The sequence below is a fragment of the Sphingomonas sp. TZW2008 genome, assembly GCF_002117915.1.
Taxonomy (GTDB): Bacteria; Pseudomonadota; Alphaproteobacteria; order Sphingomonadales; family Sphingomonadaceae; genus Sphingomonas.
The window spans coordinates 26,298-39,560 of record NZ_BDJB01000002.1 but is presented as its reverse complement, the minus strand read 5'-3'; the positions used below and the strand labels follow the sequence as shown (position 1 = coordinate 39,560).

The following is a 13,263-nucleotide window of genomic DNA, read 5'->3' as shown; positions in this document are numbered from 1 at the left end:
CGGCCACGATGGAGATCCTGTTCATCGCGCACCGCGCGCCGTTCCCGCCCGACCGGGGGGACCGGATCCGCAGCTACAACGTGCTGCGCTATCTGGCGGCGCGCGCGCGCATCCATCTCGTCGCCTTTACTGATGATGCGGCAGAGATGAACGCGGCCGATCGCGCGCTGGTGGACGAGTGCGTGCTAGTGCCGCGCACCAAGTCGCGCGCCCGCGCCGCGATCGAGGCGCTGGCACACGGGCAGCCCCTGTCGATCGCCGCGTTCGCCGATCGGCGCGTCGCGTCGGCCGTCGCCGATATCGTGGCGCGGCGTCCGATCGCGGCGATCTACGTCTTCTCGGGGCAGATGGCGCAATATCTGCCCGTCGATCGCCCGCGCACGGCCATGGACTTCGTCGATCTCGATTCGGCGAAGTTCGCGGCCTATGCCGATGCATCGCGCGGGGCCATGCGCTGGCTGATGCGGCGCGAGGCACGGCTGCTCGGCGATTATGAGCGCGCGGTGGTGACGCGCGTCGACGCTAGCCTGTTCGTCAGCGCGCCGGAGGCTGCCCTCCTGCCAGGCAGCGACGTGCTCGAGAACGGCATCGATACCAATTTCTACGATCCGGCGACGCCTGCCCTGCAGGCGCCGCATCCGCTGATCGTGTTCACCGGCCAGATGGATTACCGGCCCAATGTCGACGCAGTGACGTGGTTCGCGCGCGACGTGCTGCCCCTCCTTCCCGACGCGCACTTCGCGATCGTCGGCCGTGCGCCGACTGCGGCGGTGCGCGCGCTCGCCGGTAAGCGCGTGACGGTAACGGGCGAGGTGGCGGACGTGCGCGGCTGGCTCGCCGCTGCCGACGTGGTCGTCGCGCCGCTCAAGCTGGCGCGTGGCATCCAGAACAAGGTGCTCGAGGCGATGGCGATGGCACGGCCCGTCGTAGCCAGCCCGGCGGCGGGAGAGGGGATCGACCACGCCGGCGCGATCCGCATCGCGGACGGCGCGGCCGATTACGCCGCGGCGATCGCCGCGCTGCTGGCCGATCCGGCAGGTGCCGCGGCGCTCGGCCGCGCAGCCCGCGTGCAGGTGACGAAGCGATACGGCTGGGACGCACGGCTCGCACCGCTCGACGCGATCCTCGGCCTGCCGGCGACGGTGCGCGCTGCGGCATGACGATCGCGTTGCCCGTCCCTGCGATGGCCGTCCCGGCGACGTGGCGGGCGCACCTCGCCGCGCTCGCGGCCGTCGCCGCGGCGATCCTGCTGCTGTTCCGTCGTGACGTCGCCGCGCTGGTCGATATCTGGTGGACCAGCACGACCTACGGCCACTGCCTTTTCATTGCGCCCGTCGTTGCCTGGCTCGTTTGGACGCGGCGCGGCGAATTGGCGCAGCTGCGTCCGACGGCCTGGTGGCCGGGGCTCGCGCTGGTCTTGGCGGGTGGTATGGGCTGGCTGCTCGGCGAGGCGGCGGGCGCGGCGTTCGCGCGCCAGCTCGGGCTGGTGATGATGCTGCAGGGATCGGTCGTCACGCTGCTCGGCCCGCACGTCGCGCGCGGCATCGCCTTTCCGCTCGGCTACGCGCTGTTCATGGTGCCGTTCGGCGAGTGGCTCGAGCCGCCGCTCCAGGCGATCACCGTCGCGATGGTCATGCCGCTGCTGCATCTCGTCGGTGTGCCGGCAGCGGTGGACGGCGTGCTGATCCACGCCGGGCGCTATTATTTTGAAGTGGCCGAGGCCTGTTCGGGGTCGAAGTTCGTGCTGTCGATGGCGGCATACGGCGTGCTCGTTGCCAATGTCTGCTTCCGCTCGTCGCGGCGGCGCTCGATCTTCCTCGTCGTCGCGCTAATCATTCCCGTGCTCGCCAACGGCGTGCGCGCCTTCGGTACGATCTGGGCGGCGGAGCTGACCAGCATCGAGGCGGCGACGGGGTTCGACCACATCGTCTACGGCTGGATCTTCTTCGCCTTCGTGATGGTCGCGGTGATGGCGGTCGGCTGGCGCTGGTTCGATCGCGCGCCCGACGATGCGGCCTTCGATCCCGCGACGCTGCCGCCGCCGCGAAGGCACCGCGTCGCGCTGATCCCGGCGGCGATCGGGGCGGCCCTGCTCGCGGCGCTGTTCCCTGCCTGGTCGGCGGCGATCGCCGGCCGGTCGCAGCCGCTGCCCGCGGCGCTCGTCGCCCCCGTCGTACCGGGCTGGACGCGCGTCGACCCGCGCACGTCGGCGCCGTGGCGGCCGAGCTATCCGGCCGCCGACCGCCAGCTCTTCGCAAGCTACGTCGATCCCCAGGGTAACGCCGTCGACCTCGCGCTCGCCGTGTTCGCCGCGCAGCACGAGGGCAAGGAAGTCGTCGCCTACGGTACCGGCGTGCTGCGCGAAGGCGACCGATGGCTGCGCGTCGCCGATCTGCCCGCGATCGACGGCGGCGCGGCGATGCGCATCACCGCCGTCGGCGCCGCCGGAACCCCGGTGGAGCGGGTCGTCGCGACGTGGTACCGCGTTGGTGGAATCGTGACGGACAGCCCGACCATCGTGAAACTCGCAACGCTGAAGGCGCGGCTGATCGGCGGCGAGCCCGGCGCGGGGGCACTGCATCTGTCGGCCGAACGGCTCGCGGGGCGTGACCCTGCGGCGGCGATCGCACGTTTCCGCGCCGCGCTCGGCCCGATCGATCAGGCGACCGCCAGGGCGCTGCGCTGATGTGCGGCCTCGCCGGCCTGTTCCATCCCGAAACGCCCAAGCCGGTCGATCCGGCGCGTATCCGCGCCATGACCGATGCGATGGCGGTGCGCGGCCCCGATGGCGAAGGGGTGTGGACCGCGCCCGGCGTCGGCCTGGGCCACCGCCGCCTGTCGATCATCGACGTCGCGGGATCGCCGCAGCCGATGCACGACATGAGCGGCGCACTGTCGGTGCTCTTCAACGGCTGCATCTACAATTATCAGGAATTGCGCGCGGAGCTCGGCGCCAAGGGCTGGGCGTTCCGCACCGCGGGGGATACGGAGGTGCTGCTCGCCGCGTGGGCCGCGTGGGGCCCGGCGATGCTCGCTCGGCTCAACGGCATGTTCGCCTTCGCAATCCACGACGCACGCACGCAGCAGCTGTTCCTGGCGCGCGACCGGCTTGGCGTGAAGCCGCTCCACTACACGCGGCTCGCCGACGGCGCGCTCGCCTTCGCGTCCGAATTGAAGGGCCTGCTCGCCCACCCGCTGCTGCGCCGCGTGCCCGACGTGCGCGCGGTCGAGGACTTCCTCGCCTTCGGCTACGTTCCCGACGACGCATGCATCGTCGCCGGGGTCAGCAAGCTGCCTGCCGGCCATTATCTTCTCGTCGAGCGCGGCAAGCCGGTGCCCGCGCCGGTGCAATGGTGGGACGTGTCGTTCGCCGACCGCGCCCGGGGATCGGCACGCGCGCTCGAGGAGGAGCTGGTCGATCACATGCGCGCGGCGGTCCGCTCGCGCCTGGTGTCGGACGTGCCGCTCGGTGCTTTCCTGTCGGGCGGGGTGGACAGTTCGGCGGTCGTCGCGCTCATGGCGGAGGCGACGCCGCACGCGATCCGTACCTGCACGATCGGCTTCGACGAGGCAGGGCACGACGAGCGCGGCTATGCCGCCGCGGTCGCCGATCGCTTCCGCACCGATCATCGCTCGCGCGTCGTCCGGTCGGACGATTTCGCGCTGCTCGACCGCCTCGTCGTAGCGTTCGACGAACCTTTCGCGGATGCCTCCGCGCTCGCCACCTATCAGGTGTGCGCACTTGCGCGCGAGAAGGTGACCGTCGCGCTCTCGGGCGATGGCGCGGACGAGATCTTCGCCGGCTATCGCCGCTACCGCTTCCAGGCGGCGGAGGAGCGTGTGCGCGGGCTGGTGCCCGATGGGCTGCGCAGCCGGGTGTTCGGCGGGCTCGGCGCTATCTATCCCAAGGCCGATTGGGCGCCGCGCCCGCTGCGCGCCAAGACGACGCTGCTCGCGCTCGCCGACGACGGGGCGGAAGCCTATGCGCGCTCGGTCGGCGTCACCGCGCCGGCGATCCGCGCGCGGCTGTTCAACGACGCCGGCCGCCGAGCGCTCGCCGGCCACCGCGCCGAGGATCGCTACGTCGCGGCGATGCGCGACGCGCCGGCGCGCGATGCGATCGACCGCGCGCAATATGCCGACATCAAGATCTGGCTGCCGGGCGATATCCTCGCCAAGACCGATCGGACGAGCATGGCGGTGAGTCTGGAGGCGCGCGAGCCGTTGCTGGATCATCGCCTCGTCGCCTTCGCCGGCACGCTGCCCGCCAGCCTCCGGCTACGCCGCGGCGAGGGCAAGTGGCTAATGAAAAAGGCGATGGAACGCTATCTGCCCAAGGACGTGCTCTACCGCCCCAAGATGGGCTTCGTTACGCCGGTCAGCGCATGGTTCCGCTCGGCGCTGGCGAGCGAGGCTGCGGCGCTGCCGCGATCGCGCACGCTTGCCGATACGGGCTGGTTCGATCTCGACGCGCTCGGCACGCTCGCCGAGGCGCATCGTGCCGGCCGGGCGGATCACGGCCGCACCCTGTGGCAGTTCGTGATGCTCGATCGCAGCCTCAGGCGGTTGTTCGGCTGATCGCGATCCTGCGCATCGGCGTTACCCGATGCGACGATTGATGGATGCGAACGCGCCACCATATAGTAAGCGTTCGCCGCCTGTCCGAAGCGGCGCCGGAGTGTTCATGACCCAGACCTTCCCCGTACTTCCCCTGCGCGATATCGTCGTTTTCCCGCACATGATCGTCCCGCTGTTCGTCGGCCGCGACAAGTCGGTCGCGGCGCTCGAAGCCGCGATGGCGGCGGACAAGGAGATCTTCCTCGTCGCGCAGCTCGACCCGGCCGAGGACGATCCCAAGGCCGACGATCTCTACGACATCGGCGTCACCGCGACGGTGCTCCAGCTGCTCAAGCTGCCCGACGGCACGGTACGCGTCCTCGTCGAGGGCAAGCAGCGCGGCCGGCTCGGCACGCTGCTCGACGCTGGTGCTTATGTGACGACCGACGTCACCCCGATCGAGGAGATCGAGGCAGAGGGCACCGAAGTCTCCGCGCTGATGCGCTCGGTGGTCGACCAGTTCGAGAATTACGCCAAGCTCAACCGCAAGCTGCCCGCCGAGACCGCCTCGCAGCTCGGCGAAATCGACGACGCCTCGCGGCTCGCCGATGCCGTCGCGGGGAACATCTCGATCAAGGTCGCCGACAAGCAGGCGCTGCTGGTCGAGGGCGATCCGTCACGCCGGCTGGAGATGGTGTTCGCCTTCATGGAAGGCGAGCTCGGCGTCCTGCAGGTCGAGAAGAAGATCAAGAGCCGCGTCAAGCGCCAGATGGAGAAGACGCAGCGCGAATATTACCTCAACGAGCAGCTGAAGGCGATCCAGCGCGAACTCGGCAACGAGGGCGAGGAAGGCGAGGGCGACGAGGTCGCCGAGCTGACGCAGAAGATCGCGACGCTCAAGCTTTCCAAGGAAGCGCGTACCAAGGCGACCGCCGAGCTCAAGAAGCTCAAGACGATGGCGCCGATGAGCGCCGAGGCCACCGTCGTGCGCAATTACCTCGACGTGCTGCTCGGCCTGCCGTGGGGCAAGAAGTCGAAGCTCAAGAAGGACATCGCCGCGGCGCAGGCGGTCCTCGATGAGGATCATTACGCGCTGGAGAAGGTGAAGGACCGGATCGTCGAATATCTCGCGGTCCAGGCACGCACCAACAAGCTGAAGGGGCCGATCCTGTGTCTCGTCGGTCCGCCGGGCGTCGGCAAGACGTCGCTGGGCAAGTCGATCGCCAAGGCGACCGGGCGCGAGTTCATCCGCCAGTCGCTGGGCGGCGTGCGTGACGAGGCCGAGATCCGCGGTCACCGCCGCACCTATATCGGTTCGCTGCCGGGCAAGATCGTGACCAACCTCAAGAAAGCCGGCGCGGCGAACCCGCTGTTCCTGCTCGACGAGATCGACAAGCTCGGCCAGGATTTCCGCGGCGATCCGGCTAGCGCGCTGCTCGAGGTTCTTGACCCGGAGCAGAACAGCAAGTTCAACGATCATTACCTCGAGATCGACGTCGATCTCAGCGACGTGATGTTCGTGTGCACCGCGAACACGCTCAACCTGCCGCAGCCGCTGCTCGACCGCATGGAGATCATCCGGCTCGAGGGCTACACCGAGGACGAGAAGGTCGAGATCGCGGAGCGGCACCTGATCGCCAAGCAGGTCGAGGCGCATGGGTTGAAGGACGGCGAGTTCACGCTGACGCCGGAAGGCCTGCGCGCGTTGATCCAGCGCTATACCCGCGAGGCGGGCGTGCGTACGCTCGAGCGCGAGATCGCCAAGCTCGCGCGCAAGGCGCTGCGCCAGATCCTCGAAGGCAAGACGACCAGCGTCACGATCACGCCGGACAACCTCCATGAGTTCGCCGGCGTACAGAAGTTCCGCCACGGCCTCTCCGAGGAGGAGAACCAGATCGGCGCCGTCACCGGCCTTGCCTGGACCGAGGTCGGCGGCGAGCTGCTGACGATCGAGAGCGTGACGGTGCCCGGCAAGGGCGCGATCAAGCTGACCGGCAAGCTAGGTGATGTGATGAAGGAATCGGCGGAGACGGCGATGAGCTTCATCAAGGCGCGTGCGCCGTCCTACGGCATCAAGCCGAGCCTGTTCCATCGCAAGGACGTCCACGTCCATTTGCCGGAAGGCGCGGTGCCCAAGGACGGCCCGTCGGCGGGCATCGGCCTTGTCACCTGCATCGTCTCGACGCTGACCGGCGTGCCGGTGCGCCGCGAGATCGCGATGACGGGGGAGGTGACGCTGCGCGGGCGGGTGCTGCCGATCGGCGGGCTGAAGGAGAAGCTGCTCGCTGCGCTTCGCGGCGGCATCACCACCGTGCTGATCCCGCAGGAGAACGAGAAGGACCTCGCCGACATCCCGCAGAACATCAAGGATGGCTTGAAGATCATCCCCGTCACGCACGTCGACGAGGTGCTGCGGCTCGCGCTGACCGATCCGCTCGAGGCGATCGACTGGACCGATGCGGACGAACTGGCGGCGCAGCCGCCAGCGCCGATCGCGCCGGCCGGTGGTGAGCTCCACCACTAAGCTTTGCGTACCAATTCGTAGTAAAAGCGTAACCACGGCGGTTCATCGCAACCGCCGTGGTTTCGTTTGACACCGCTGGAACCACGCGCCTTACTGGTCCGATCGGCCCTGCGCGGCCGAATCCATATCTACATGATTTCGCACATCAGACGGGGGTCCGTGCATGAACAAGCAGGAGTTGATTGCTGCGGTCGCGACCGTGTCCGGACTTGCCAAGGGCGACGCCAGCCGCGCCGTCGAAGCGGTGTTCGACACGATCGGCGCGCAGCTCAAGAAGGGCGAGGAGGTGCGCCTGGTGGGTTTCGGCACCTTCGCCGTTTCCAAGCGCAAGGCGTCGACTGGGCGCAACCCGCGCACCGGCGAGCCGATGAGCATCAAGGCGTCTAGCCAGCCCAAGTTCAAGGCCGGCAAGGTGCTCAAGGATTCGCTGAACTGATCAGGATTTCGCGGGCTAGACAGGCCGGCCGACGCCGCCTAAAGGCCCGCTTCCGGTTTCGATCCTTCGCGATCGCCGGGCGCGTAGCTCAGCGGTAGAGCACACCCTTCACACGGGTGGGGTCACAGGTTCAATCCCTGTCGCGCCCACCATTTCGAGCCCCGTCGGTCCTGTGGACCGGCGGGGCTTTTTGGTTTTCTCGCCGATTGCCGCGGTTGCGTCTCACGGCGGGGCATTGTCACGGCCGCGCAACATATCCGTCACCACCGTGACGCGGAACTTCCACGGAGATGTCACGCGCGCGCCCTAGCGGCGCTGTTGAAGGGCGGACGGGCAAACGGCTCGACTCGCTCGCGGCCCGGGGGACGGGCCACGTGACAACCGGGAGTGAGACATGCTGAGCACCAGCCGCCGCAATCAGTTTCTTGCGGGCACCGCCTGCCTTCTGCTCGCCGCCTGCGGCGGTGCCGACGGCGTCGCATCGCCCGGCGCCGGCAACATTGACGTGATCGTCACGCCGCCCGCGCCGACGCCGACGCCAACCGGCACGCCCACGCCGTCGCCGATCACCGCCGCGCAGTTCGCCACCGCGACGACCCAGTCGGGCGTCACCGTCACGTCGGACGAGCAGCTCGCGATCGTCAATGCGGGCAGCAACAACAACGTCAACGGCGCAGGCGGCCTGAACGGCGTCTATCCGACGAGCACCACCCCGCTCGCCACCCCCAGCAATCCCGCGACGCTCGGCAGCTTCTTCACCTCGACCGGCTTCGTCGGCGCGCTGAGCGGCCCGAACGATACGTCGTTCCAGGATTGGACCTGCAATTCCTCCTCGGCGAACTTCGGCGGAACGACGGCAGCCTGCACCGCGGTGCCTAACGTCGGCACGCTCGCGGCGGGCACCGCCTGCCCGACGGGCACGATCGATGACAGCGTGACCGTCGGCGGCTTCAAGGCCTGCCGTCTGCCGACCACGATCACGTCGAGCCTGACGCTGCCCAAGATCCCGGGCGTCTTCTATCGCTTCCGCGGGCAGACCGAGGTCGGCACCGACGTCGGCACGCAGGGCGCCGATTCGGGCGTCGTGCTGACGATCGCGGCGGGCGTGGTGCTCGCGGCGGATTCGAGCGAGGCATCGAACGACCTCATCCTCGTCAACCGCGGCAGCCGCATCAACGCGGTCGGCACCGCCGCCGCGCCGATCATCTTCACCTCGCAGCAGAACCTCGCCAGCAACGGCGTGTCGGATTCGACGCAGGGCCAGTGGGGCGGGCTCGTCATCCTCGGCCAGGCGCCGACGGCGGTCTGCGCCGCGGGCACCGGCCCGAACAATGCGGCGGGGTCGAGCACGTCGTGCCAGGCGCCGATCGAGGGCATCACCGGCCGCTTCTACGGCGGGCCGAACGCGGCGAGCAATTCGGGCACGCTCCAGTACGTCCAGATCCGCTACACCGGCATTGCGATCAGCGAGGGTAACGAGCTGCAGGGCCTGACGCTCGGCGGCACGGGCAGCGGCACGACGATCGATCACGTCCAGAGCCACAATTCGGCCGACGACGGGATCGAGATCTTCGGCGGTGCGACGAACCTCAAGTATTTCGCGGTGACGGGCGCCGACGACGACGGGTTCGACGTCGACAACGGCTGGCGCGGGTTCATGCAGTTCATCATCGCCGCGCAGAAGGCGGGTGGTGCGACCGCCGACTCGTTCGCGACCGAGATCGATTCGAACGGCGCCGAGGATCTGCTGCCGCGTACCTACGGCCGCTACGCCAACTTCACCTTCGTCCAGACGGCGCCGTCGGCCCCGGCGGCGATCCGCCTGCGCGGCGGCGCGGACTTCGCCTTCGTCAACGGCGTGGTGAAGACCGCCACTGGCCAGACCTGCATCAACATCGTCGCGGGCTCGGGTACGGGCACCGATCGCTCGACGATCCGCCCGGCGAACGCCGATCTGCAGGACGTCGGCCCGCCGACCTTCAACTCGGTCTACTTCCAGTGCAACGGCCGCTGAGCCGCTGCTGATCTGACGATCGCGGGCCCCGCTGGCGCTTCATCCCGCCGCGGGGCCCGCACTCTACTATCGACCGAAAAGGCCCGATCATGCGCCAGCGCTCCGCCTACGCAGCCCTTCTCCTCGTGACCACCGGTATGGTCGCGCCCGCCGCGCTGGCGCAGGTCGCGCCCTCGACCGGTGCGCCCTCGACGAGCGCGCCCGCCGGCCCGCCGTCAACCAGCACGATGGCGACCGGCGTCGACCCGTCGAACCCCCAGGCTGCGCCCACTGCGGACGGTCAGACGCCTGACAGCCAATCGGGCGGCGAGCAGCAGGCGGCGGAAGTCTCCGCCCCCGGCGTCGACACCGGATCAGGCGACGACATCGTCGTCGTTGGTCGCAACATCCCCAACACCGTGCGCTCGACCGCGCAGGTCATTAACGTTCTTTCGGCGGCGGATATCGCGCGTACCGGTGAAGGCGACATCGCCGGCGCGCTCACCCGCGTCACCGGCCTGTCCGTCGTTGGCAACGGCTACGTCTTCGTGCGCGGGCTCGGCGATCGCTACTCGTCGGCGCTGCTCAACGGCTCCCCGCTGCCGAGCCCCGAGCCGCTGCGCCGTACCGTGCCGCTCGACATCTTCCCGACCTCGATCGTCGGCTCGGCGCTCGTCCAGAAGACCTATTCGGTGAACTACCCCGGCGAGTTCGGCGGCGGCGTCATCAATCTCACCACCAAGGCGCTGCCGGACGAAAATTTCGTCACGATCGGCGCGTCGGGCGGGATCGACACGCAGACGACGGCGAAGCTCGGCTACACCTATTACGGGTCGAAGACCGACTGGCTCGGCTATGATTCCGGCGAGCGCGACGTACCCGATTTCATCCGCGCTGCGCCTAACGCCACCGGCGTGATCCCGGCAGCGCAGGTGGCGCAACTCTCCAACGCGCGCACCACCTTGCTCCAGCGCAACACCGATATCCCCGCCAACTGGTCGGGCGACATCAACATCGGCCTCGTCGGCGAGCTGGGTGCCGGCCGAATCGGCATGATCGCGACGGGCAGCGTCGCCAACACGTGGCGCACGCGCGCGACGACGCAGCAGGATACCGTCAGTGCCGACGGATCGCTGCGCAACGACTTCTCGACCGTCATCACCGACAATCGCGCGGTGGTGAACGGTTTGCTCGGCTTCGGGTACGAATTCGATGAAAACCGCATCCGCTGGACCAACGTCTACATCCACGACACGCTGAAGCAGGGCCGCGCCTCGGCCGCGACGGTGTACAACAATTCGTCGGGCAACCCGATCTTCCAGCAGAACACCAACTGGTTCGAACGCCAGCTGATCGAGAGTCAGCTGGTCGGCGAGTTCAAGCCGATCGACGACCTGTCGGTTGACGTGCGCGGCGCTTATGCCAACTCGAAGCGCAATTCGCCGTACGAGCGGCAGTTCATCTATACCTGCAACCCCAATCTCAACGTCCGCGTCAACGAGCCGGTGGTGGGCGAGGGCGTTGCATGCCCAGGCGTGTGGCAGGCGACCAACGCCTTCGATCGCTTCGCGACGGTGGTGTTCAGCGAGCTGGAGGAGGACCTCTACTCGGGCCAGGCCGACGTCACCTATAAATTGTCGACCGAGCGGCCGTTCACGCTGTCGGGCGGCTATTATTATTCGCAGAACGAGCGCAGCTCGATCCGCCTGCCGTTCACCTTCCAGACCGCGACGGGCGGGGCGATCCCGTTCCCGTGCAACCTGTTCCGTCCCGATTACCTGCTCTCGCCCGACGTGCTCAACGGCTGCCCGGTCGCGACCACCGGCACGCCGGCGGACAATGCGGTGCAGCTGCGCTTCGATTCGGGATTGAACGGCTCGTTCGCTTATGACGCTAGCCTGAAAATCCACGCCGGCTACGTCCAGGCGGAGGCCGAAGCGATCGACGGGATCCGCGCGATCATCGGCGTGCGCTACGAGACCGCGAAACAGTCGGTGACGCCGATCGGTGCGCCCTCGACGCGGCTCAACAACGACTATTGGCTCCCCGCGGCGACGCTGACGTGGAACTTCGCGCCCAACATGCAGCTGCGGCTCGCCGCCGCCAAGACGATCGCGCGCCCGCAGTTCCGCGAGCTCGCGCCGCAGGCATTCCGCGATTTCGAATCGGACCGCCTGTTCTTCGGCAACCCCAATCTGCGCGATTCGGAACTTTACAACCTCGAAGCGCGCTACGAGTGGTTCTTCGATCGTGACCAGCGGCTAACCGCGGCGGGCTTCTACAAGCGGATTGATCGCCCGATCGAGCAGGTCGGCTTCTACCCGACGCCCGACGCGCGGCTGCAGACCGGCTTCACCTATTTGCCGAAGGCGACGCTGTACGGCGGCGAGATCGAGGTGCAGAAATACCTGCCGCTCGACTTCATCTCCGACGAGATGGCCGGCAAGCGCCTCGTCTTCGTCGGCAACTATACCTACACCCAGTCGAAGATCACCGCGAATGCGAGCTGCGTGCCGAGCGTTCTCGGCGTAACGCTTGGCGGCTGCCCGGCAGGCTTCGCCCCCGCCAACCTCCAGTTCCGCGACGGCGCGCCGCTCACGGGTCAGTCGGATCACCTCGTCAACGTCCAGCTCGGCTACGAAGACAAGGAAAATGCGACGCAGGCGACGCTGCTGTTCAACTACGCCAGCGAGCGCGTGACGAACCGCGGTCCGTCGCTGCTCACCGGCGTCGGCTTCCAGCCCGACATCATCGAAAAGCCCGGCATCCGCGTCGACTTCGTCGCGCGCCAGACGGTCGATTTCCTCGGTACGCGCGTCGAACTGAAGGGCGAGGCGCGCAACCTCACCGGCACGAAATATCAGGAGCGCCAGACGTTCGACGACGGGCGGCAGGTGTTCATCAACCGCTTCGAGCAGGGGCGGCTCTATACGCTGGGCGCCAGCATCACCTTCTGATCGGCGCCGGCAGACAGTAAAGGGGCCGCGGGCGCATCGGACGCCCGTGGCCCCTTCGCGCGTCGCGTCACCCCCACGGGCGCTCGCGAAACCATTTGGTGATGACGTATTTGGTCCCGGCGCGCACTTTCATGCCGTGGTGGATGGTCGCGGGGTTGAGCGAACGGTCGGGGCGGCGGTTGTTCCACGCGACGAGCTTGCCCGTCTCCGGCTGGATCGTCTTGTCGACCGCCTTGAACCGCGTCGCGCCGCCTGCTTCGGGTTCGTTGAGGTAGATCATCACTGTCCAGGTGCGGTTGCCCGCGACGTCGCAGTAGCGGTGATAGTCGACCCCGTTGGGCTCGAAATAGTCGGTATGCGCCTTGAACTCCTGCCCCACGGCGTAGCGCTGCCCCTGCAGCGGCTCGCCGTAGATCGGCGCGATCCCGGTCGCGGCGCCGATAGCCGCCTCGACACGCTGCACAAGGGCTTCGGTACCGTCCAGGTCGCACGTCTCGCTCGTCCGGAACGTCGCATCGCCGTTCGCGTCGGAGATCGTCGAGGGGCGGCGGTTGGCGTCGATCAGCGCGATCAGCCCGGCACATGTCGCGGCGTCGAGGAAGTCGCGCTTCAGGAACAGCGTCAGCTTGGCGCTGGGTACGCGCTGCACGCCGGGTAGCAGCGCCAACCGCGCCGCGGTGGCAGCGCCGTCCAGGCCCGATGCGGCGGCGGCCAGGTCGTCATGATCCATGGCAGCCATTTAGCCAATTGCGGCGCTGGCCCGCCAGCCCGCGAAATATTACACAGCGCTGCAATG

8 protein-coding genes and 1 tRNA gene are annotated in these 13,263 nt (G+C 68.2%); 8 read left to right on the top strand and 1 reads right to left on the bottom strand.

What is annotated here, in order from left to right:
- Positions 1-8: 8 nt before the first annotated feature.
- From B7L05_RS01515 to B7L05_RS01480, 8 genes are all read left to right on the top strand, one after another.
- The gene (locus tag B7L05_RS01515; protein ID WP_085808461.1) at positions 9-1,160 is read left to right on the top strand and encodes a TIGR03087 family PEP-CTERM/XrtA system glycosyltransferase; all 1,152 of its coding nucleotides are present in this window, start codon (positions 9-11) and stop codon (positions 1,158-1,160) included.
- Positions 1,157-2,686 (top strand): exosortase A, encoded by a 1,530-nt coding sequence (gene xrtA / locus B7L05_RS01510; RefSeq protein WP_085808460.1) that lies wholly within the window; start codon positions 1,157-1,159, stop codon positions 2,684-2,686. The genes B7L05_RS01515 and xrtA overlap by 4 nt, the downstream gene beginning before the upstream one ends.
- Complete coding sequence (locus B7L05_RS01505; protein ID WP_085808459.1) at positions 2,686-4,578, top strand: XrtA/PEP-CTERM system amidotransferase; 1,893 nt, start codon at positions 2,686-2,688, stop codon at positions 4,576-4,578. The genes xrtA and B7L05_RS01505 overlap by 1 nt, the downstream gene beginning before the upstream one ends.
- Before the next feature lie 106 nt (positions 4,579-4,684).
- On the top strand, positions 4,685-7,081 hold the full coding sequence (gene lon / locus B7L05_RS01500) for an endopeptidase La (RefSeq protein WP_085808458.1): 2,397 nt from the start codon (positions 4,685-4,687) through the stop codon (positions 7,079-7,081).
- Positions 7,082-7,244: 163 nt separating this feature from the next.
- Positions 7,245-7,517 (top strand): HU family DNA-binding protein, encoded by a 273-nt coding sequence (locus tag B7L05_RS01495; RefSeq protein ID WP_085808457.1) that lies wholly within the window; start codon positions 7,245-7,247, stop codon positions 7,515-7,517.
- A gap of 77 nt (positions 7,518-7,594) precedes the next feature.
- Positions 7,595-7,669, top strand: a tRNA-Val gene (locus tag B7L05_RS01490).
- Positions 7,670-7,911: 242 nt separating this feature from the next.
- Positions 7,912-9,531, top strand: a complete 1,620-nt coding sequence (locus B7L05_RS01485; RefSeq protein WP_085808456.1) for a hypothetical protein — start codon at positions 7,912-7,914, stop codon at positions 9,529-9,531.
- 89 nt (positions 9,532-9,620) lie between these two features.
- Complete coding sequence (locus B7L05_RS01480; protein WP_085808455.1) at positions 9,621-12,467, top strand: TonB-dependent receptor domain-containing protein; 2,847 nt, start codon at positions 9,621-9,623, stop codon at positions 12,465-12,467.
- A 67-nt stretch (positions 12,468-12,534) separates the two neighbouring features.
- Here the strand turns inward: B7L05_RS01480 and B7L05_RS01475 are convergent, their stop codons facing one another.
- Positions 12,535-13,197 carry a 2OG-Fe(II) oxygenase gene (locus B7L05_RS01475; RefSeq protein ID WP_085808454.1) on the bottom strand — a complete coding sequence of 221 codons (663 nt, stop codon included), beginning with the start codon at positions 13,195-13,197 and terminating at the stop codon, positions 12,535-12,537.
- Between the last annotated feature and the right edge of the window lie 66 nt (positions 13,198-13,263).